At 72.8% G+C, this 21,341-nt stretch carries 19 protein-coding genes; 4 read left to right on the top strand and 15 right to left on the bottom strand.

The features are described 5' to 3' along the window. Window positions 1–316: 316 nt before the first annotated feature. The 4 genes from QUY26_RS03000 (at window position 317) to QUY26_RS02985 (ending at window position 2,619) form a co-directional block, all read left to right on the top strand. A complete protein-coding gene (locus QUY26_RS03000) occupies window positions 317–571 on the top strand; it encodes a hypothetical protein (RefSeq protein WP_289943533.1) in 255 nt (84 codons plus the stop codon). A 9-nt stretch (window positions 572–580) separates the two neighbouring features. Then, a complete protein-coding gene (locus QUY26_RS02995; RefSeq protein ID WP_289943532.1) occupies window positions 581–1,303 on the top strand; it encodes a maleylpyruvate isomerase family mycothiol-dependent enzyme in 723 nt (240 codons plus the stop codon). Between the two features lie 57 nt (window positions 1,304–1,360). Then, window positions 1,361–1,795: a VOC family protein gene (locus QUY26_RS02990; protein ID WP_289943531.1), complete on the top strand. Its 435-nt coding sequence runs from the start codon at window positions 1,361–1,363 to the stop codon at window positions 1,793–1,795. Window positions 1,796–1,914: 119 nt separating this feature from the next. Beyond that, window positions 1,915–2,619: a phosphatase PAP2 family protein gene (locus QUY26_RS02985; RefSeq protein ID WP_289943530.1), complete on the top strand. Its 705-nt coding sequence runs from the start codon at window positions 1,915–1,917 to the stop codon at window positions 2,617–2,619. A 7-nt stretch (window positions 2,620–2,626) separates the two neighbouring features. Here QUY26_RS02985 and QUY26_RS02980 read toward each other — a convergent pair whose 3' ends face one another. The 15 genes from QUY26_RS02980 to QUY26_RS02910 are packed head-to-tail and all read right to left on the bottom strand — an operon-like array spanning window position 2,627 to window position 21,341. Beyond that, entirely contained in the window at window positions 2,627–3,952 is a 1,326-nt protein-coding gene (locus QUY26_RS02980; protein ID WP_289955431.1) for a glutamate-1-semialdehyde 2,1-aminomutase, read from the bottom strand. A 7-nt stretch (window positions 3,953–3,959) separates the two neighbouring features. Further along, window positions 3,960–4,511, bottom strand: a complete 552-nt coding sequence (gene rfbC / locus QUY26_RS02975; protein WP_289943529.1) for a dTDP-4-dehydrorhamnose 3,5-epimerase — start codon at window positions 4,509–4,511, stop codon at window positions 3,960–3,962. Further along, on the bottom strand, window positions 4,508–5,752 hold the full coding sequence (locus QUY26_RS02970; RefSeq protein ID WP_289943528.1) for a polysaccharide pyruvyl transferase family protein: 1,245 nt from the start codon (window positions 5,750–5,752) through the stop codon (window positions 4,508–4,510). The genes rfbC and QUY26_RS02970 overlap by 4 nt, the downstream gene beginning before the upstream one ends. Further along, a complete protein-coding gene (locus QUY26_RS02965) occupies window positions 5,749–6,723 on the bottom strand; it encodes a glycosyltransferase family 2 protein (protein ID WP_289943527.1) in 975 nt (324 codons plus the stop codon). The genes QUY26_RS02970 and QUY26_RS02965 overlap by 4 nt, the downstream gene beginning before the upstream one ends. Further along, entirely contained in the window at window positions 6,720–8,003 is a 1,284-nt protein-coding gene (locus tag QUY26_RS02960; RefSeq protein WP_289943526.1) for a hypothetical protein, read from the bottom strand. The genes QUY26_RS02965 and QUY26_RS02960 overlap by 4 nt, the downstream gene beginning before the upstream one ends. Continuing rightward, window positions 8,000–9,274: a DUF4910 domain-containing protein gene (locus QUY26_RS02955; protein WP_289943525.1), complete on the bottom strand. Its 1,275-nt coding sequence runs from the start codon at window positions 9,272–9,274 to the stop codon at window positions 8,000–8,002. The genes QUY26_RS02960 and QUY26_RS02955 overlap by 4 nt, the downstream gene beginning before the upstream one ends. Beyond that, entirely contained in the window at window positions 9,271–10,296 is a 1,026-nt protein-coding gene (locus QUY26_RS02950) for an NAD-dependent epimerase/dehydratase family protein (RefSeq protein WP_289943524.1), read from the bottom strand. The genes QUY26_RS02955 and QUY26_RS02950 overlap by 4 nt, the downstream gene beginning before the upstream one ends. A 3-nt stretch (window positions 10,297–10,299) precedes the next feature. Then, on the bottom strand, window positions 10,300–10,965 hold the full coding sequence (locus QUY26_RS02945; RefSeq protein ID WP_289943523.1) for a PIG-L deacetylase family protein: 666 nt from the start codon (window positions 10,963–10,965) through the stop codon (window positions 10,300–10,302). After that, window positions 10,962–11,756: a glucose-1-phosphate cytidylyltransferase gene (locus QUY26_RS02940; RefSeq protein ID WP_289943522.1), complete on the bottom strand. Its 795-nt coding sequence runs from the start codon at window positions 11,754–11,756 to the stop codon at window positions 10,962–10,964. The genes QUY26_RS02945 and QUY26_RS02940 overlap by 4 nt, the downstream gene beginning before the upstream one ends. Beyond that, the gene (locus QUY26_RS02935; RefSeq protein ID WP_289943521.1) at window positions 11,753–13,006 is read right to left on the bottom strand and encodes a class I SAM-dependent methyltransferase; all 1,254 of its coding nucleotides are present in this window, start codon (window positions 13,004–13,006) and stop codon (window positions 11,753–11,755) included. The genes QUY26_RS02940 and QUY26_RS02935 overlap by 4 nt, the downstream gene beginning before the upstream one ends. After that, on the bottom strand, window positions 13,007–14,281 hold the full coding sequence (locus QUY26_RS02930) for a glycosyltransferase family 4 protein (RefSeq protein ID WP_289943520.1): 1,275 nt from the start codon (window positions 14,279–14,281) through the stop codon (window positions 13,007–13,009). 8 nt (window positions 14,282–14,289) lie between these two features. Continuing rightward, window positions 14,290–15,585 (bottom strand): O-antigen ligase domain-containing protein, encoded by a 1,296-nt coding sequence (locus QUY26_RS02925; protein ID WP_289955427.1) that lies wholly within the window; start codon window positions 15,583–15,585, stop codon window positions 14,290–14,292. Window position 15,586: 1 nt separating this feature from the next. Next, entirely contained in the window at window positions 15,587–17,122 is a 1,536-nt protein-coding gene (locus QUY26_RS02920; protein WP_289955423.1) for a right-handed parallel beta-helix repeat-containing protein, read from the bottom strand. Window positions 17,123–17,136: 14 nt separating this feature from the next. After that, window positions 17,137–19,131, bottom strand: a complete 1,995-nt coding sequence (locus tag QUY26_RS02915) for a heparinase II/III family protein (RefSeq protein ID WP_289943519.1) — start codon at window positions 19,129–19,131, stop codon at window positions 17,137–17,139. Continuing rightward, complete coding sequence (locus QUY26_RS02910) at window positions 19,128–21,341, bottom strand: bi-domain-containing oxidoreductase (RefSeq protein ID WP_289943518.1); 2,214 nt, start codon at window positions 21,339–21,341, stop codon at window positions 19,128–19,130. The genes QUY26_RS02915 and QUY26_RS02910 overlap by 4 nt, the downstream gene beginning before the upstream one ends.

Raw genomic sequence — 21,341 nt, 5'->3', positions numbered from 1 at the left:
GAGCTCCCGAAGCGACGTCGCGCACGCCACGTAGAGGATTCTCGACGAGCTGGTCGACTCGCCCGTGAACGGCCGTGATCCGGGCAACCGCTCGCGGTGCGACAACGTGCAGTGGGACTTCGTGGGGGGGCGGGTGGCACGACGACGGCGATGCGGCGTCGCAGTCCGCGTTCCGCGAGGGCGTGGTCGATGGGGCCGAGGCGCTTGCCGTGCCGGGAGGTGCCGATGTGGTCGGCCGCGGCGAAACGTCGGGCGTCGATCCGTTTCTGGAACAGGGGGCGACCGATGCGGGCGACCCCCGGCCCTCAAGGCGCGCATGACCGGCCTCGGCATGACCGACGCGATGGCGCCAGGGACGGTGGACATGTTCGAGGCCAGGAACCGTGGCCTCGACAACGCCGGGCCGCGCACCACGGAGTCGACCACCCCGACCACGTTCCGGCAGTGGTGCGAGGAGGCGCTCAAGCCCGCCCTTCACCAACTGCCCCACCCCGCCCGGACGTTGGCGTCGGGGGCGCCGGGGGCGCCGGGGTCCGGACGGATGCTGCCGAAAGGAAGCCTCTGCGGTTAGGGTGCGACAGTGGTCAACTCGTATATTGCTCCTGACGAACTGATGGTTCGCGTCGCGCGGTCGCATGCCCGGCTGCTCGAACTGGCAGGCCGACTCGACGACCGGCAGCGGCGGGCGGCCTCTGCCCTGCCCGGCTGGACCCGCGGGCACGTCCTCCAGCACCTCGTCGACAACGCCCGCGCCTTCGAGGCGCAGGCGCTGGCCGCGCTGCGGGGCGAACTCGTCGACATGTACGACGGCGGGCAGGAAGGACGCGACCGGTCCATCGACGAAGGGGCCGCCCGGCCCGTGGCCGAGCTCCGCGCGGATCTGCAGCTCGCCCAGGGGGCGTTGGAGGACGCGTGGAGCGGACTGACGCCGGCGGACTGGCAGCGCACGGTCCGCTTCCGCCACGCCACGGTCCTCGACACCGCCCTCGCCCGGTGGCGGGAGGCGGAGATCCACGCCGTCGACCTCGCGGTCGGCCACCGCCCCCGGGACTGGCCGCGGGACTTCGCCGTGCACGCGCTGGACTTCCTGTCCGCCCGGGCCCCGATCGGCACGCGGCTGCACCTGCGGGCCACCGACGACGAGTTCACCCAGGTCCTGGGCACGGGCCCGACGGTCGAGGTCTGCGGAGCGCTGCGTGACCTCGCGGCCTGGATGTCCGGCCGCGAGGTCGAGGGACGCGTGGACACGACCGGCCCCCGCCTGCCGGAACTGGGCCCGTGGCCGCCCGACCCCGCGGACTGACAACCGCCGCACCACACCGGGAGATCAGCCCCCGAGCCCCCTTGCTATGGTGCGCCGATGTCAACGATCAGAAAGCTCCAAGTGACCTTCGACTGCGCCGAACCCGAGCGCGTCGCCCGTTTCTGGTGCGAGGTGCTCGGGTACGTCGCACCGCCGCCGCCCGCGGGGTTCGCCACGTGGGACGACTACAACCAGTCCCTGCCGCCGGCGAAGCGGGACTCCTGGTTCGCCTGCAGCGACCCCTCAGGCGTGGGCCCGCGCCTGTACTTCCAGCGCGTTCCCGAAGGCAAGGTCGCCAAGAACCGGGTGCACCTCGACGTGCGGGCGGGTACCGGGCTCGTGGGGGAGGAGCGCCTGGCCACCCTCGAGGCGGAATGCGCGCGCCTGGTCGCGCTCGGAGCGGTACGCGTGCGACTGCTGCCCGCCGACGAGGAGAACGAGTCCTGCATCGTGATGCAGGACGTCGAGGGCAACGAGTTCTGCCTCGACTGACCACCCCGCGACCTTTCGGGACGCAGCCGGCGCGGCGCGCCGCCGCCGTATTGTTGGTCGCGCGGGCCGGGCAGTCTTCAAGTGCGCCTGGAACACAGGGAAGAGGAAGGCGCTGGTTGATGGCTGCCCACCGGTCGGCACGCGCGGTGCTGCCCCCGTCGCTTCGCGCGTCGCTGGGCCTGATCGCGGCCCTGGCCGCGCTCGTACTCGCCGCGGTCGGGGTCCTGTACGCCGGCCACAGTGAGCCCGGCGCGCTGGACCGGTGGATCATCGCCCCGACGGCGGACAGCGTGCGGCCGCCGTGGCGCAACGTCGCGCTGGCCACGGACTTCTGGGGAGAGCCCGCCGGAGCGGCACTTCTGGTCGTGGCCGCGGTGACGGGCTGCCTGCTCCTTCGCCGCCCGCGCGCCGCGGTGCTCGCCGCGGTCGGCCCCGGCCTGGCCGTGGCGACCACGACGCTGCTCAAGCACCTGGTGGGGCGCACCATCCACGGCGCCGACAACCTGTCCTACCCGAGCGGGCACACCGCGTTCCTCACCGCCCTCGCCCTCGCCCTCGCGCTCCTCGCGACCGGCCTGCGCGGCCTCGGCAGGACGGCGGGAACGCTCCTCGTGCTCGCCGCCGCGCTGGCCGCGGGCGCCGCCATGGGCTGGGCACAGGTCGCCCTCGTGGCGCACTACCCGACCGACGTCCTCGGCGGCTGGTGCACCGCGCTCATGGTGGTGCCCGCCGCCGCGTGGCTGGTGGACCGGACGGCCGACCGGCTGGGGGAGCGGTCGGCCGACGGCGGCGAGCGGGCGGCCGATCAGCTGCCGCGCGGCTGACGTCCCGTCACACCAAGCGTCGGAACACCGGCTTCACCGGCCGTCCGGCCAGCCACGGAGTGGGATCACCCGCGTCGAGTGCCTTCCGGTACACCGCACATGCCTGCGCCACCACGTCGACGGTGTGCTCGATGTCGGTGTCGTCGAGCGCGCTGCTCACCACGAACGACGGGGCGAGCACCCCGCCCGCGACGAGCCGGCGCAGGAACAGGGTGCGGTACTCCTGCGACGGCTTCCGGTTCCCGTCGAGCGTGGCGAAGACCAGGTTGCTGGCCCGGCCCCGGACGACGACGTGCTCACCGACGCCCATGGCGGCCGCCGCGTCGCGCACACCGGCCGCCAACCGCTCGCCGAGGGCGTGCAGGCGCGCGGTGATGCCTTCCTCGACATAGACGGTCTGCACGGCCATCGCGGCCGCCAACGCGTGCGTCTCCGCGCCGTGCGTCGTGGACAGCAGGAACACCCGCTCGCCCAAGTGGCGCAGACCGCCCCGCTCCATCAGCTCGCGCCGCCCCGCGAGCGCGGACACCGCGAACCCGTTTCCCAGCGCCTTGCCGAACGTGGAGAGGTCGGGCACGACGCCGTACAGGCCCTGGGCCCCCGCCTCGGACCAGCGGAAGCCGGTGATCATCTCGTCGAAGACCAGGACGCAGCCGTGCCGGTCCGCCAACGCGCGCAGGCCCGCGAGATATCCGGGCGGGGGCTCCGTGTGGGAGGCCGGTTCGAGGACGAGGCAGGCCACCTCGCCCCGGTACCGGGAGAGCAGCTCCTCCGTGGCGGCCAGGTCCCCGTACGGGAACGTCACGGTCAGCTCGTTCGTCGCCGCCGGAATGCCCGCGTTCATCGGCGTGGTGCCGATGAACCAGTCGTCGACCGAGAAGAACGGATGGTCGCCGCAGAGGGCCACCCGCTGGCGCCCGGTGACGGCGCGGGCCAGACGCACCGCTGCGGTGGTGGCGTCGGAGCCGTTCTTCGCGAACTTCACCATCTCCGCGGTCGGCACGGTCGCCAGGAAGCGCTCCGCCGCCTCGACCTCCACGAGGGACGGCCGGACGAAGTTGCTGCCCCGGTCCAGCTCCCGCCGCACCGCTTCCAGGACGCGCGGATGGGCGTGCCCGAGACTGACCGACCGCAGCCCCGAGCCGTACTCGATGTAGCGGTTGCCGTCGACGTCCCACACGTGGGCGCCGTGGCCGTGGCTGATGACCGGCGCCAGGTCCTCGGGGTACTGGTCGTCCCCCTTGGCGTAGGTGTGCGCGCCCCCGGGGATGAGGGCGTGCAGCCGCTCGTTCGCCTGCCGCGACCGGGGCAGCGAGAACTCTTCGGTGTCCAATCCCACGTCACCCTTCCTGGTGCTTCAGGACCTCGGCGAGGCTCGGTGCCTCCCGGTCCCGCTGGGAGATCGACGTCACCGGCAGCGGCCAGGGCACGGCCAGCTCCGGGTCGTCGAACGCGATCGTCACGTCCTCGGCCGGATCGTGCGGCCGGTCGATCCGATACGAGGTGTCGGCGGTCTCGGTCAGCGCCTGGAAGCCGTGCGCGCACCCCGCCGGGATGTACAAGGTCTGCTGCCTCTCGCCGGACAGCTCGAACGTGGCCACGTTGCGGTACGTCGGCGAGTCCGGGCGCAGGTCCACGACGACGTCGAAGATCCTCCCGTACGAGCACCGCACGAGCTTGGCCTCACCGGCGCCGGAGCGCAGGTGCAGGCCGCGCAGGACGCCGAGGACCGAGCGGGACACGCTGTCCTGGATGAAGGCGTCCGGATCGAGGCCCACCGAGCGGACCACGTCGGCGTCGAAGGTGCGGCAGAAGAAGCCGCGCTCGTCGGCGTACGGCGTCGGCTCGAAGAGGTAGGCGCCGGCGATCGCCGGGACCTCGGTCGCTTTCACGGGGCCTCCCGCAGGACGTGGGTGTGGTCGGCCGCCGGGAACAGGGCCGTGGTCAGGGCGGTGAACTGGTCCTCCAGGCGCCCGGCGGCGACCCGGTTGTGCTCGGCGAGGGTCCGCCGCAGCTCCGCCGCGTGCTGCTCGAGACCCCGGAACTGGGCGAGCAGCCGGTCGGCGTCGACTTCGCGCGCCGGATGGCAGTAAGCGCCGAGCCCCCTCTCCGCCATCAGGGCGTCGCTCTTGGCCGCGTAGCTGAGCGCGAGCGTCGGCACGCCGACCTTCAACGCGCAGACCAGGTTGTGGTACCGGGTCGCCACCACGGCGTCGGCAGCCGCCATCTCCTTCATGAGGTCGGCGAGCGAGTCCGCCCTCGCGGCGGTGACCAGCGGCGAGTCCACCGCCTCGCGGATCGCGGAGACCACCGAGGCGTCGACCGCGTCGCCGGTGAGCAGCCGGACCGGCCTGCCGTCCTCGACGAGCGCGCGGACGAAGCGCGTCGTCCCGTCGAGGTAGCGGCGGTGGATCTCCCCGGCCCTGGCGCGGTCGTCGTTGCCGCCGTGGAAGTCCATGACGCCGACGCAGACCGTGCCGCGCGGCGGACCGGCAGGCGCGCTCGCCGTGGGACCGGCCGGTGTCGGCAGGGCGAAGGCGAGGTCCGGACAGACCCCGTCGCGCGCGGTGTCCACGCCCATGGCCCGCATCGCGTCGCGGGACTGGGCGTCCCGGTACGAGCGGTACGTGGCGAGGCGCGCCGACCACCGCACCAGGGCCCGGGTCGGCCGGTTGACGATCGGGGCGGCGCCGACACCCACCAGGCCGACCCGCACACCCGAAAGCCGCCCGGACGCGCACAGCAGGAACAGCGCGTACGGGAAGCCCCAGGGCCGCAGCGGCAGCGTGGCCTCCAGGACGCCCATGCCCGGCACGATCACCACGTCGTGCCGGCGCACCCAGGCGGCGGTGCGGAAGACGTCGACGAGTTTGCCGAGGCCCTTGCCCGCGATCGCGCCCGCCCGCGAGGCCGTCCGGTACTCCCCGCGGTACCAGTGCAGCCGCGTCGCGGGGATCCCGTACCGGGCCGTGACCACCTCGGGACCGCCGCACAGCGCGTCCACGACCGCATCCGGGTGGGCGGCGCGGAGGTGGCCGAGCACGGCTTCGAGCGACCCGTCGTTGCCGAGATTGCCCGAGCCGAGCAGACCGAACACCCCGACGCGCACCGGGGCTTGGCGCGCGGCGGTCACGCCTTACCCCCCTCCCCGCCCTCCCGGACCGCGCGGCCCTCGCGCCCGGCGACGAGGGCGTCGACGGACACGGAGAGCCGGGCCGGGTCCACCGGAGCGCGGTCCTCGACCCGCTCGCCCGCGCCGGGACGGGCCCGGCTCGTCATCCACGCGGCCAGGTGGGCGTAGCACGCGCGCCGGTCGGCCGAGGACAGCGGCGCCCGCCGGATCGCCGAGACGAAGCCCCCCACGTACTCCGCGAGCAGCCGGGGCGTCGGATGCAGCAGGCCCGCGCGGCGGGGGTCCAGGTTGACGCACCGGGAGCGCTTGGAGGGGTTCGCCCGCTCGGCGCGGGTGGGGTGGTCGCGGCGGAAGTACATCAGCTCCGGCACCTGGTGGAAGGGCCCGTGCAGGCCGATCTCGGCGACGAACGTGCGGTCCGCGTGGTGGTAGCTGTCGTGCGGCTTCACCTGGCGCAGCACGTCGGCCCGCATCACGCCGTAGAAATCGTCGCCGCCGGGCTCGAAGAGCATGCTGCGGAAGCGCTCCGGCGCCCGCGGCGAATCGGTGGCGAGCGTGTACGTGTACGGGACCTTCACCTGCCCGTGCTCGTCGATGACCGCCTGGTCGGCGTGCGCGAGGATCACCTCGGGGCGCTCGTCGAGGGCCTGCACACAGCGCCGCAGCAGGTCCCGGGCGTACAGGTCGTCGTGCGACGCCCACTTGAACAACTCGCCGCGGCACTGCGTGAACACGTAGTTGTGGTTCGGCGCGGCGCCGATGTTCCGGGTCAGGCGGAGGTACCGGATGCGCGCGTCCTTCTCCGCGTACCGCCGGCAGATGTCCTGGGTCCCGTCGGTCGAGGCGTTGTCGGAGATGACCAGCTCGAAGTCCTCGTAGGTCTGGCCGAGCAGGGCGTCGAGCGCCTCGGCGAGGTACTCCTCGCCGTTGTACACGGGCAGGCCGATGCTCAGCCTGGGGTGGGCGGTCATGGGTTCCTCACTTCGGGGATGGGATTGCGGTGGTGCGTGCGCAGGGCGGAGCGCAGGTGCAGCCACCAGACGGCGGAGCTGCAGAGGGTCGCCGCGGCGACCCCCCAGGCCGAGCCGACCGCGCCGCCCGCGGCCGCCCCGCCGAGCCCGCCGCCGACGTAGGCGGCGGAGGCGAACAGTTGGGCACGCAGGCTGCGCCGGGCGGCGGCGAGCGCGCGCAGCCCGGCCGCGGCACCGATGCCGAGGCCGGAGCCCGCGACCCCGAGCACGGCGGGCACGATGAGTCCGGACGCGGAGCCCCAGACGTCGCCGAGCGCGAGTTCACCCAGCCGGTCCGGCACCAGGAGCAGTGCCACGCCCCAGAGCAGCGCGGCCGCGGCGAGGCCGCCGGACAGCATGAGGCAGAACCCGGCCAGCTTGTGCGGGGCCTGCCGCAGCACCCGTGCCGCTTCGGGGACGGTGACGAGCGAAAGGCCCATCAGCAGGGCCAGGAACGGCCCGAGCAGGAGCTCGGCGCCCCTGACCACGCCCACCGCGCTGACCCCGACGATCGCGCCGAGTCCGTAGGCCCGCAGCTGGGACGCCCCGCTGACGCCCACGTTCTCGACCAGGTAGCGGTAGCCGAGGTCGCGCTGCTCGCGCAGCCACGCGCGCGCCCGGTCCGGCCGCGGCCGGATGCCGGACTGGAAGCAGCCGTACCCGGCGGCCACCGCGGCCGCCGCGCCCCAGGCCAGGACGAAGGCCTGCACGCTGCCCGCGCGCGCCGCCAACAGCAGGGCCGGTACCAGCGCGAGGGCTCCCAGGATGTCGTTGACGCACGCCTTGCGTCCGGTGCCCGCGGCGAAGAACGAGTACCGCCAGGCGTCCTGCAGGAGCAGCCCGGGCAGCACCACGCCGAGGGCGGCGAACGCGGGCCCCACCCGGCCGCCGAGGCCGAGCCCGACCACCAGGCACACCAGGCCGACGGCACCGCCGACGGCGAGGGAGGTGCCGGACGAGCGGGCCGCCGCCGCGCGCCAGGACGCATCGGACACACCGCTGAAGCGCACCACCAGCGGGTCGGTGGCAAGGCCACGGGAGACGCTGAGCACCACGCCGTACGTCACCCAGGCCAGACTGAACACGCCGAACGCGGTCAGGCCGAGCGAGCGGGCCACATAGATCCCCACCGCGAAGTTGGTCATGCTGCAGACCGCCTGGTCGGCCAGGCCCCAGGAGAGGCGGCCCGCCATGGCCCGCTTCGCGGTCCGCTTCTCCTTCTCGGTGGTCATCGGGGTCATGCCTTGATCAGCCCGGCACCGTGCAGGGCGTCGGCCGCGACGGCGACGGTCTCGAACGGCAGCCCCGCCCGCTCGGCCACGTCGAGCAGACTGTGCTCGCCGTCGGAGAGGCTCAGCACCCAGAGCATCGCCATCTGCGCCTGCTGCGCGTCGCTGCGGCCGCCGAGCGAGGCGTACAACCCCCGTCGGCCCAGCTGCGGTTCGCCGTAGGGGCTGAGGTTGACGTACCGCCGGTTGCGGTCGAGGACGGCGAACGCCTCGCGGCAGACGGCGAGCGTGTCCGCCATCGCCTCCGGGGAGACGAAGTCCGGGTTGTCCGCCGAGGTGTGGTACTCGGGGTAGCCCGCGTACGGGGTCCGGCTGAGCGAGCCCACGCCGAGGTCGAACCCGGGCGAGCAGTACTGCCGCTCGTCGTAGCCGTACGGCGTGAACTCGGTGACGCGGTGCGGGCGTTCGGACGCCGCGAGGACGTGCCGGAGCACCCGGTCGATCTCCGCGTCGCCCCGCCTGCTCTGCTTGTACGTCAACTGCCCCGAGTCGCCCGCGCAGGCGAGCACGAGGCCGTGCTTGACCCTCTCGATCCGCTCCGCGTTGCGCGCGAGCCAGGTGATCGCCCCGATGGTCCCGGGCGCGTAGACGAACCGGTACGTGTAGTACGGCGTCTCCTCCGCGAGCGCCAGGGCCAGGAACGTCGCCACCGCGATGCCCGCGAGGTTGTCGTTGGCGAGCGACGGGTGGCAGACGTGGCAGGAGACGATCACCTCGTCGGGGACCTGGCCGGGGACCACGTGCTCGGCGTAGGTGAGGTGGCCGTCCGCGAGCGTGGAGTCGACGCACACCTCGTAGTCGCCGTCCGGCAGCGCGTCCAAGGTGTTCTGGGCCAGGCAGAATCCCCATTGCGGCTCGTAGTAACTGGTGCGGTACGGCACCCAGTCCGGGTTCTCCGGCAGGGTGTGCAGGTGGGCACGCAGCTCGGACAGCGGCATCGTCCGCGCCACCGGCACGCTGTAGCCGAGCACGTGCAGGCTGGACGCGGCGAAGTCGACGACGCGGTTGCCGTCGCTGTCGGCGATGTACGCGTCGCGGATGTTCCACTCCTGCGGCACCGTCCAGTCGAGCACCTGCGTCCCCGTCGGTACCTCGTGCACCTGTAGCGGCACGTACTCGCCGACGATGTCCAGGGTGGCGCGCACACCGTCGCCGGTGATGCTCCGGCAGAGCGGGTAGAGCCGCTCCACCAGAGCGTGCATCCGCGCGCCCGCCGACGTCATCGGCTCCACCGCAGGGTGTCGTCGACGGCCCCCGCTTCGGACGCCGCGCGCAGCACGGCAAGACGGGTGAAGCGCTGCTCGAAGCCCTCCCGGGTCAGCCCGAACGTACGGTAGGCGTCGGCCAGTTCGAGGGCGCCACGCTTCACCGTCCACTCGCAGTCGAAGCCGGGGATCGCCTCCCGGAACCGGGAGAAGTCCACCCGGTACGAGCGCGGGTCGGCGCCCGTCTCGCCGGTGATCACCACCTTCGACCCCGACACCGCCTCGGCGACCTGCTCGGCGATCTCGGCGACGGTGACGTTGTTGACCTCGCTGCCGATGTTGAACGCCCGGTCGTGCACGGCGTCCCGGGGCGCTCCCAGGGCGGCCGTGAAGGCCCGGGCGATGTCGGCGGCGTGCACGAGCGGGCGCCACGGGGTGCCGTCGGACATCACGAGGACCTCGCCGGACAGGAGCGCGTGGCCCACGAGGTTGTTCAGGACGATGTCGGCGCGCAGCCGGGGCGAGTAGCCGAAGGCGGTGGCGTTGCGCATGTACACCGGGCTGAAGTCGCCGTCGGCCAGCGCGTGCAGGTCGTCCTCGACGCGCACCTTGGACTCCGCGTACGGCGTCACCGGGCGCAGCGGGGCGTCCTCGGTCACCAGGTCGTCACCGCCGGCGGCGCCGTAGACCGAGCAGGTGGAGGCGTACAGGAAGCGTCGTACTCCGGCGTCGCGGGCGAGGCGGGCGAGCGTGACGGACGCGTGGTGGTTGATGTCGTAGGTGAGCTCCGGCGCCAGGGAGCCCAGCGGGTCGTTGGAGAGGGCGGCCAGGTGGATCACGGCGTCCACCCCGGCCACGTGCGCGGCCGTGACGTCGCGCAGGTCCACCCGGGGCCCCGGCGGGTCCGCGGGGGCCGGGCCGAGGACGCAGTCGGCGAACAGGCCGGAGTCGAGGCCGACGACCTCGTGCCCGGCGGCCGTGAGGACGGGAGCCATGACGGTGCCGAGGTAGCCCTGGTGCCCGGTGAGCAGTACGCGCAAGTTTCAGTCCCCCAGATCGAAAGTGCCGAGATCGAGCGTGAGTTTGGTGACGGCGAACGCCTCGGCGTAGCGCGCGTGGCATTCGATGCCCCGGATCCGCGCGAGGCCGAGGAAGGCCTCGCGGTCGTACCAGGGCCGGTGCCGCTGCGAGGGGTAGTGCTCCTGCAGCAGCCGGACCTTCTGTTCGGCGGTCTGCGGCGACAGCGGCTGGTACGCCGACGGGCGGCCGAGGTCGCCGTCCCACTTGACGATCTCGTAGCCGAGCACCAGGTGGTCGCGGAACGCGGTGGTCATCAGCTTCGCCAGGCCGCGGTGGTCCTGGTGCGCGTCGTCGGTGCGCGGCGCGAGGACCAGGTCGGGATCGCTCTGTGCGCGCAGTTCCTCGACCGCGGCCTTGGCCTCCTCCCAGTGCGCGGGCATCCGGCCGTCGGGCAGCTTCAGGACGGTCAGGTGCAGTTCGGCGCCGGGGCAGAAGGCGGCGAGCGCGGCCCGCTCCTCCTGCTCCCGCTCGCCGCCGCCGCCCGAGAGCACCAGCGCGTCGACGCGCAGCCCCGGCCGCGCGAGACACATCGCCAGGAGCGTGCCGCCCGCGCCGATGGCGATGTCGTCGCAGTGCGCGCCGACCGCGACGATCCGGTCCAGGCGGCGCCCGGCCCCCAGGCGGATCACGCGCCCACCCCCGCGCGGTCCCGCTCCCACACGGCCCAGGGGCGCTCGCCCCGGGCGTAGGCGCTGTCGAGCGCGGCGCGCTCCTTCACGGTGTCCGTGGGCTTCCAGAAGCCGCGGTGCTGATGCGCCACCAGGCGGCCCTGCTTGGCCAGTCGGGCGCAGCCGTCGGCGACCAGGTCCCCGTTCTCCGGGATGTGGTCGAAGACCTCCTGGCGCAGCACGAAGTAGCCGCCGTTCTCCCACAGCGGCATGTCGCTCACCGCGGTGATGCCCCCGACCATGCCGTCCTCGCCCAGCTCCACGCAGTGGAACGACGACTGCGGCGGCACCACCATCATCGAGGCGCCCGCGTCACGCCGCGAGAACCGCTCGATCATCTCCGGCAGCGGGGCGTCGGTGAGCACGTCGGCGTAGTTGGCGAGGAACATCTCGTCGCCGTCCAGGTGGTGGCGCACCCGGCGCAGGCGTTCCCCGATCGGCGACTCGATGCCGGTCTGCGCGAACGTGATCGTCCAGTCGGCTATGTCGGTGGAGAGCAGCTCGGTCCTGCCGCCCCGGAGCACGAAGTCGTTGGACGTCGTCTCCTCGTAGTGCAGGAAGAAGTCCTTGATGTGGTGGGCGCCGTAGCCGAGGCACAGGATGAACTCCTTGTGCCCGAAGTGCGCGTAGTAGCGCATGACGTGCCAGATCAGCGGTCTGGGGCCGACCATCGCCATCGGCTTGGGCACGTCGTCCGCGGCGCCGCTGCGCATCCGCATCCCGTAACCCCCGCAGAACAGAACGACCTTCACGCTGAGACCTCCTTGACGACGCCGCCCTCGACGATGCTCAGTTCCGGGATGGGAAAGACCAGGCGGCCGCCCCAGTCGTGCACGAAGGACAGCTGCTCGGTCAGTTCGGCCCGCAGGTTCCACGGCAGGACGAGAACGTAGTCGGGCTTGTCGGCGGCGATCTGTTCGGGCGGCAGGATCGGGACGCGGGTGCCCGGGGTGAACCTGCCGTGCTTGTAGGGGTTGCGGTCGACCGTGTACGCGAGCAGGTCGGGGCGGATGCCGCAGTGGTTGAGCAGGGTGTTGCCCTTGCCGGGGGCGCCGTAGCCGACGACCGTCTCACCGCGTTCGGCCGCCTCGATGAGGAACTTCAGGAGGTCCCTGCGCACCTTGGCGACGCGGGCGGAGAACTCCGTGTACCCGGACAGTTCCTGGAGCCCGGCGGCCTTCTCCCGGGCGAGGACGTCGGCCACCCGCTGCGGCGGCTCGCCCGCCACCTCGGCCGGCCGGGCCCACAGCCGGATGGAGCCGCCGTGCGTGGGCAGCAACTCGACGTCCACGAGGGCGAGTCCGCCGCTCGCGAGGGCCCGGATCGCGGAGGCGACCGTGTAGTACTGGAAGTGCTCGTGGTAGATCGTGTCGTACTGGTTCTCCTCGATCAGCGTCAGCAGGTGCTGCACCTCGATGGAGACCCAGCCGTCGTCGGCGACCAGGGCCCGCAGCCCCTGGGTGAACCCGATCACGTCGGGGATGTGCGCGTACACGTTGTTGGCCACGACCAGGTCAGCGGGGCCGTGCTCGGCACGGACGGCCGCGCCGGTGTCCGGGCTCAGGAACTCCGTGAGCGTGGGCACGCCCTTCTCCCGGGCGGCGGCGCCGACGTTCACCGAGGGCTCGATGCCGAGGCAGCGGATGCCCCGGTCCACCACGTGCTTCAGGAGGTACCCGTCGTTGCTCGCCACCTCGACCACGAAGGCGTCGGGGCCGAGCCCCACCCGCTCGACGGCACCGGCGACGTACCCGCGCGCGTGCTCCACCCAGGAGGTCGAGTACGAGGAGAAGTACGCGTACTCCTTGAACGTCTCCTCCGGCGTGATCAGCGGCGGGATCTGCGCGAGCCAGCACTCGGTGCAGACCCGCAGGTGCAGCGGGTACGCCGGTTCCGCCGCGTCCAGTTGATCCGCGGCGAGGAAGCTCTCGCACGGCGGTGTCGCGCCGAGGTCCACGACGCTCGCGAGCGCCGCCGAACCACAGAGTCGGCATCCTGTCATCTACATCCCCCCATCTCTGCTCGCGCGGGAGTCCCCCCGCGAGCCCGTGTGTGCGTCTCCTGCCGGCGGCGTGCTGTTCCCGCCGCCGTACCGCCCCGCGATCGCGGCGCGGTACCCCTCCTCCAGGCGCTCCAGACCGACGGCCGGGCTGAAGTTCCGTTCGTAACGGCGCCGGGCCGCCTGCCCCATCTCCCGGTTGCGGTCCCGCTCGGTCGCGATCCGGCGGATGGCGGCCGCGAGCGCGGCGGCATCGCCCGGCTCGTGGAGCAGCCCGGTCACCCCGTTCTCGACGAGCTCGACGAAGGCACCGTGACCGGCGGCGACCGCGGGGACCTCCGCCGCCATGGCCTCCGCCACCACCAGGCCGAACGTCTCCATGGCCACCGACGGCGCCAGCACGGCCACCGACCGCGCGACCGTGTCCCAGCACTCCTGCGGGTCGCGCAGGCCCAGGTACCGCACGTCGTCACGGCCCGCGGCCCAGGCGGTCACCTCCCGCTCCAGCGGCCCCGCCCCGACGAGCACGAGCGGCACGCCCGCCCCGCCGTCCGCGGCGAGGCGGTCCCACGCGGCCATGAGCAGCCCCACGCCCTTGGTCTCCGCGAGGCGGCCGAGGAAGAGCAGGTGTTCGCCCGCCCCCACCCTGCGAGCGCCCGGGTCGGGCACGAAGTTGTGCTTCACCACGAGCCGCTCCGGCGGCATGCCGGACCGCACCAGGACGTCGCGCTGCGCCGCGGAGATGCAGAAGAACCGCTCCACCCCGGTCCACCACCGCCGCCGGTTGACCGCGAGGCTGACGGCGAGCGGCACCGTCGCGAGCCGCGAGTCGCGGTAGCAGCCGTGCCGCACGGCGGGCAGCGACACCTTCGCCCCGACGCACTCGGTGCACACCTTGCCGTCCCGGTGCAGCGTGCCGGGTGGGCACACCTGGGTGTAGTTGTGCAGCGTGGCGACGACGGGCACGTCGGCGTCGGCGCAGGCGGCGATGACCGCGGGGGACAGGAGCGGGAAGACGTTGTGGACGTGCACCACGTCCGGGCGCTCGGCGCGCAGCCGGGCGGCGAGCCGCGAGCGGACCGCCGGGTTCCACGGCACGAGGAGCGGCACCGCGGCCTTGCCGAGCAGGGAGCGGGCGGCGATGTCGTCGCTGCGCCGCTCGAACACGTCGACGCGGTGGCCGGCCGCGCGCAGCAGTCCCGCCTCCTGGTCGACGACCCTGTTCTCGCCGCTCGGCTGCGCCGAGGAGTAGCGGTTGTGCACGACCAGTACACGCATGCTCAAGGTCACCTCCGGGCCCATCGCGGGACACGTCGTCGGGGCACTGCGGTCGTGGGGAGCGGCGTGGCCGCGGGCGCGGGTGTCGCGAGCAGCGAGGCGGCCAGGGCCAGATGCAGCAGATACGGCGAGGCGTCGCCGAGCCCGGCCTCGGTGTACGACGAGATCGCGCAGTAGCTGATGAGGAAGATCGCGCAGGCCCTCGGCACCGACGGTGGCCGCAGCAACGCGACGCCGCCGAGGACGGCGATCATCGCCGCCACGAGGGTGATGCCGATCAGGCCCTGCTCGTGGTAGACGGCGAGCCAGCTGTTGTCGATCGGAAGACCGCCGAAGGACTTGTCGCTCAGGCCGACGCCGAACACCTTCTCCCCGGTCGTCCGGGGCGCAGCGAGCAGGGCGTCCCAGACCTTGGCCCGGCCGGTGAGGTCGGACAGGTTCTCCTGGCTCTGGCCGCGCAGGTACCACGACTGCAGCGCGGAGCTGAACGCCACCGCGGCCACCGTGGCGATCAGCACCGTCCAGCCGAAGAACCGGCGGGCGGCGGCGCTGGTCAGGACGAGCGAGCTGATCGCGAGCACCAGCCCGATGAGCAGGCCGAGCGTGGCCGTGCGGGTGTGGGTCAGGGCGAGCAGGGCGACGGACGGGACGATGATCACCACCGCGCTGGTCCTGTCGGTCATGCGGCCGAGCAGGAGCAGCACGGTGAGCCCGATGATCACCGCGGCGTACTGCCCGATCTGCGGCGGCGTGAGCGGCCAGAGCGCGCCGACCAGGCGCCCGCCGTAGTACTCGGGCATGGCCGTGCCCGGCGAGACGACCAGGCCCGCGGCCACCGACACGAGGACCGCGAAGTACATCCGGATGTGATACCGGACGAACGTCACGTCCCCGTTCCACCAGCGGCTGAGCAGCCACAGCGTGCCGACGAAGAGCGCGAGCCGGGCGCAGCGGAACAAGGCGCCGTACCCGACCTCCAGGTTCGCGCTGGAGATCACGCTCGGCACGAGCAGCAGGGTGAGCAGGAGCACGAAGGCGCTGGGCCGGATCCGCAGCCGCAGGTTGAGCGCGAGCGCCAGGGCGAACGCGGCGACCAGCGCCCCCATGGTCGCCATCTGGATGAGCGAGCGGGGCAGTGTGACGACGGTCTTCGCCCCGGCGGAGCCCAGCGTGTTGAGGGCCAGGAGCGCCCAGACGATCCCGACCGCCTTCGGCGTGCCCGCGGGGCGTGCTTCGACGCCGGACTGAGTGACCGTCAGGTCCGGTGTGCCGGGCGGCCTTCCGCGCAGCAGGTACCCGCCCATCTCAACCACCGGCCCGGGGGTCGAAGGTGCTGCCCGCGTCCTGCCGGTACGGCGCGGCCTGCCACTTCCGGGAGTCGAGCTCGCCGTCCGTGTCGGCCGCGACGAAGCTCCACGGTCCGCGGTAGACGTTGTCGTGCCAGCGGTTGTGCTGCTTGTGGGTGATCGCCTCCGCCACCCGCTTGCCCTTGTACGGCGACCACTTGGGGTAGGTCCCGTAGTTGGAGAGGACCGCCATGCGGGCGCACTCGGACGCGCACTTGACGACGGACTTCTTCAGGACGAAGCGGTTGTCGTGGATGTCCACCCGCTGTGTCTTCCACCGGCAGTCGGAGTACAGCGGCGCGGTGGAGATCCCGGGCTGCTCGCAGCGGTCGACGTCCTTCACCAGCAGCGTGCAGTAGCCGGTCGAGGTGTTGGCCGGGCTGTTGCAGAACCGGTCGGAGTTCTCCCACAGGGTGATTCCGGACCAGTTGTTCTCCAGGACGTTCCGGTAGATCTCGATCTTGTTCGTGCGGGCCCGGATCCGTGGCTCGCCGCCGGACTCGGACACATAGACGGTCGCGTACGGGAAGTTGTCGCCCCGGTCGGCGTACTTGCGGCCCTCGACCCAGTTGTTCCGCCGGATCGTGTTGTTGCGGACGACCGCGTTGTAGCTGGTCTCGTACATCAGCGCCGCGCCGTCGTTGGTCTCGATGACGTTGTTCTCGATGCGGAAGTCGTTGTTGTTGTTGTCCGCCCACAGCCCGGCACCGCGGTTGTCGTGCACCCAGTTGCCGCGGACGTCGGCGCCGTCGACGGCCCAGAACTTGATGCCTCCGGTGCAGCCGCAGCCCGGCTTCCGCTTCTCCCAGTCGTCGGTGTTGTTGCCCACGACCTCATTGCCCTCGACCACCAGGTCCTTGATGGAGTCACCGGTCTTGTACGCGTTCATCCCGTACTGACCGTTGGCGCGCAGGCAGTTGCCGCGCACCTTCTGCCGCGCACCGGCCATCAGCCCGGCGCCGGAGTTGTACTGGATCCTGGAGTGCTCGATCACCCAGCCGTCGGCCATGTCGTGGTTGACCACGCCCTCGTTGTTCGGCGCGGCGAAACGCTGCACGGTCAGATGGCGGAGGGTGACGTCGCGGGCCTTGCCGCTGAACGCGTACAGGTTGGTCTTCCGGCCGTCGAGCACCGCGCCCGGAGCGCCGATGTAGACGTTCCCCTCCTTGGCGACGACCTGGGCATAGCGGTCGGGGTCGAGCCTGTGCTTGCCGGGGCGCAGCCAGAACGTGGTCCTGGGGGGCCTGCTCCTGGTCTTCGCGGCCAGGTCGCCGACCACCCCGGGGTCGACCGCCACCGCGCCCGCCGGAGCCTGCTTGGGCCCGGCCGCGGGCTCGGCGCACACCCGGGCCACGGAGGTGGAGTGCGCCCCGGACGTGGAGGGCCCGCCGGTCGGCTTCTCCGGGGTGTCCGGCGAACTCGTGCAGCCGGTCGCCACGAGGAGGACCAGCGCCGCCAGCGGTGCCGCGGGCAACGCCCCGTGCCGCCACTTCATCACCACGCGTCCCCCTAGTCGCAGAACCTGAGCACGGTGGTGAACTCCCTCAACAGCGCGGTGCCGTCGGTGAAGCCGGAGCCGACCAGCGTGGTGGCGGGTTCCTTGCGCCCGAAGCCGGGGGAGTACCAGCCCAGCGGCGGCTCGCTCTCGCCGCGGTGCGTCCGCCAGCTCAGTTGCCCGGGCAGGTCGAGCACCGCGGTGCGGACCTCGCCCTCCCGGGTCCAGGTGAGCACGGCCCAGTTCCCGACCAGGTCCACAGCGATCGCCGGGCCGAGGTGGAACGCCAGGCGCACGGCCCGGCGCGGGCTGTGGTGGCTGCGGACCTCGTCGACGATCCGTAACTCCTTGGCCGCGCCGGACAGCTCCACCCGGCGGCGGTGCACCGAGCGCTGGTAGCCGTCGTGTTCGGCCGACCAGAGGGCGTTCCCCCCTGCGGACGCGTCGGCCGTGTCGGCGACCAGGACGCGGGTGCGGGCGTGCCGGGTCCACAGGAACGGGCCGCCGGAGACCGACTGGTCACCGCCGTCCAGCTCCAGGGTGTTGTGGCCGAGGGTCGACCGGAAGTAGCGCCGCCACTCGGGCTGCCCGTGGTAGCAGTACGTCCCCGGGTCGGCGAGCACCTCGACCCCGTCCTGCCTGACCTCCACGGACAGCGCGTCGGCGTGGCCGTGCGCGGCGATGGAGAGGAACCCGTGCGGACCGCCGTCGCAGCGGCACCAGATGCCGTCGGGACCGCGCAGGATCGTCAGGCCGGCGTCGGCGAAGTGGCCGGGCCTGCTCTGCGGGCGAGCCACCGCCGGTGCCCCCGCCTTGTTCGCGTACGGCCGGATGAGCGCGGCGAGCAGCGGGGTGCGTACGTCGGTGCCGGTCACCGTCGGCCACCAGTCGAGGCGGCCGAACACCGCGTCCCCGGTGGCGAGGAGCGACCCCCAGCGGTCGGTGCCCGCGCCGTCCACGACCAGTCCGTGCCCGTCGTCCGCGTCGCCCTGGCGCGGCGGCCGCAGACGGCTGTCCACGACGGCCGCGAGCGCGTCGGTCATCCGCAGCAGCACGAGCCGGATCGAGGAGGGGACCTGCACACCGGCGGCGTCCGCCTCGGCCACCGCGGCCAGGCCGAGTTCGAGGACGAGCCCGTGGTACTCGGTGGCCAGCTCGCGGTTGAGGCCGGAGGGGAAGGTGTTGGCGCGCAGCTGCCGCTCCAGGGACCGCAGCGCGTCGGCCCGCCAGGCCGCCGATGAGGGGAACCACCCGAACGCGCAGGCCGCGGCCACCTGCCCGGCGGCCTCGGCGATGACGTGGTTGTTCGCCGACGAGCCCCGGCTGGGGAACGCGGCCAGCCAGCGCTGGTGGTGCCAGATCTGCTCGCGCGCCACCGGGTTGCCCTCGAAGAGGTCGCCCGCGCCCGGCCAGCCGTCGAGCAGGCGGCGTATCCACACCCAGGACAGCAGCCGGATGCCCAGCTCGATGCCGCTGATCCAGTGCACCCCGCGCAGCGGCGGGTTGGCCGCCCACCACGACCGCAGGTGCTCCGCCACGCGCTCGGCGTACCGCTCGTCGCCGGTGACCGCGTAGGCGGCGGCGAGCACGGTGAGGTACTGATGCCGGGACAGCTCCCAGATCTGCTTGATGTCACCGACCGCGTCCTCGTCGCGGTACGGAACGTCGAAGGCGTAGCCCCACGGCGCACGCCGTCCGGTCTTCGGGTCGCACCACCAGTCCGGGTCGGTCAGGTCGTCGCGGACCACGCCGAAGTACTCGACGTGCCCGGCGAGCAGCCGGTCGGCCTCGGCGACGAGGCGCTTCGCGGCGTCCGGGGGCACCGCGGCGATCGTCCCGGCGGGCAGCACCGCCGTGAACCGGGCGCCGGTCACCCTCGGGCAGTCGGGCCGCGCGGAGCGCCACCGCCGCCTGCGCACCGTGTCGGCCACCCGGCCGCCGATCTCCTGGGGTCCCATGCGGGACAAACGCCGCAGGTACCAGCCCGCGCTCCCCGCGCTCACCGTCATCGCGGCCCCGCCAGGGTCACCGGCGCACCACAGGCCAGGCCGGTCTGCACGGCCAGGGTGGCCGCCGTGGTGGCGGCGAGGGACTCCAGCGGCACCGGCATCGGCCCGCCGGTGCGCACGGCCTTGACGAACGCGGCGAGTTCGGCGTTCTGGCCCTTGTCCCTGGCCTTGGGCAGCCGGGAGCTGACCCACTTCTTGGGGCCGTGGACGGAGGCGCGGACGAAGTCGTCCAGCTTCAGGACCTTGCCGTCCGCGACGAGGTCCAGCGTCTCCTTGGGGAAGCCGGGCGCGCCGGTGGTGACGTAGCTGATGGTGGCCGTGGACCCGTCCGGGTAGCGCAGCACGACCTGCAGGTCCTCGTTGCCGGCCGGGGCGGTCGCGTACACCGAGACCGGGTCGGCCCCGAGCAGCCAGCTCGCCGTGTCGATGAAGTGCCCGCCCTCGCCCGCGAACCGCGAGCCCTCGCTGCCCTGCTGGAGGTACCAGCTGCCGTGCTGGAGCCGGCCCGCGTTGACCAGGTAGCGCAGGCTCGCCGGTCCCGTCCGGGCGCCGAAGCGGTTCTTGGCCTCCTGGAGCAGCGGCGCGAACCGGCGGTTGAAGCCCACCTGGAGCCGGTCGTTGCCGGACTCCTCCACGGTCGCGAGGACACCGGCGAGCTCGTCCTCGGTGAGGGCCAGGGGCTTCTCCACGAACACGGCCTTGCCGGCGAGCAGCGCCTTGCGGGTCAGTTCGGCGTGCGAGCTGTGCCGGGTGACCACGAACACCGCGTCGACGGACGCGTCCCCGAGCACGGCGTCGAGGTCGGTGGTCGCCCGGGCGAAGCCGAACTTCCGCTTCGCGTTGGCCGCGGACAGCGCCGTCGTGGTGACGACGGCCGACAACGTGACCGCGTCGCGCTCCGCCAGGTGCGGCAGCAGCATCGACGTCGCGTAGTTCCCGGCGCCGACGAACGCGAGCCGCAGCGGCCGCGCGCCGGACCGGGCCGGGGCTCGAACCCCTCCGTTGCTCCGCACGTTCACCGCGGGCACCGTGACCGTGGGCACGGCCGCCGTCTCCGAGGACTGCTCCGCTGTCGCCTCTTCGGTGGGGCGGGGGTACCGGAACAGCACCGCCACGGCCTTCAACTCGCCGTCCTTCAGGCGCTGGTACGTCTCGACGGCGTCGTCGAAGTCGGCGACGTGCGAGATCAACGGCTCCACGTCGACGCTGCCGCGGGCGACGAGATCGAGGAAGCACGCCAGGTTGCGCCGCTCGGTCCAGCGCACGTAGCCGATCGGGTAGTCGCGCCCCTCGAGCTCGTACTCCGGGTCGTAGCGCCCGGGGCCGTAGCTGCGGGAGAACCGGACGTCGAGCTCCTTCTCGTAGTACGCGTTCCACGGCAGGTCCAGGCGGCACTTGCCGATGTCGACGACCCGGCCGCGGTCCCGGCACAACTTGGCGGCCAGCTCCACCGGTTCGTTGCTGCCGCCGCCCGCGGCCAGGTACACCTGGTCCACCCCGTGACCGTCGGTGAGCTCGGCGACGGCGGCTTCCACGGCCGCGGACGCCGGGTCGCCGCAGGCCGCCGCGCCCAGGCGTTCGGCGAGCGCGCAGCGCGCCGGGTCGGGGTCGACGCCGACGACACGGGCTCCCGACGCGGCGAGCAGCTGCACCACCAACTGGCCGATCAGGCCGAGGCCGATGACGAGGGCCACGTCGCCGAGCTGGGGCTCGCCGCGGCGGACGCCCTGCATCGCGATGGACCCGACAGTGCCGAAGGCCGCGTGCCGGGGCGCGAGGCCGTCCGGCACCGGGGCGTAGAGGTTCTTCGGCACCCAGTTCAGCTCGGCGTGCAGCGCGTGCTCGTTGCCGGCGCAGGCCACGACGTCGCCGACCTTCACGTCGTCGATCCCGGCGCCGACCTGCTCGACCACCCCGCACAGCGAGTAGCCGAGCGGAGTGTAGGAGTCCAGCTTGCCCATCACCTTGCGGTACGTGGCGGGGAGCCCGTTGGTGGCCACGCTCTGCATGACCTTCGCCACCTGGTCGGGCCGGGAGCGGGCCTTGCCCAGCATCGACATGCCGGCCTCGGACACCTTCATGAGCTCGGTCCCGGTCGATATCAGCGAGTACGTGCTGCGCACCAGGACACCGCCCGGCTTGCACCCCGGCGCCGGCACGTCGAGCACCGCGAGCTCGCCGCTCTTGTAGTTCTGCACAACCTGTTTCAC

It is taken from the genome of Streptomyces flavofungini (assembly GCF_030388665.1).
Classification (GTDB): Bacteria; Actinomycetota; Actinomycetes; order Streptomycetales; family Streptomycetaceae; genus Streptomyces; species Streptomyces flavofungini_A.
Note: the sequence above shows the minus strand (reverse complement) of the source record. Positions and strands in the feature narration are given on the sequence as shown.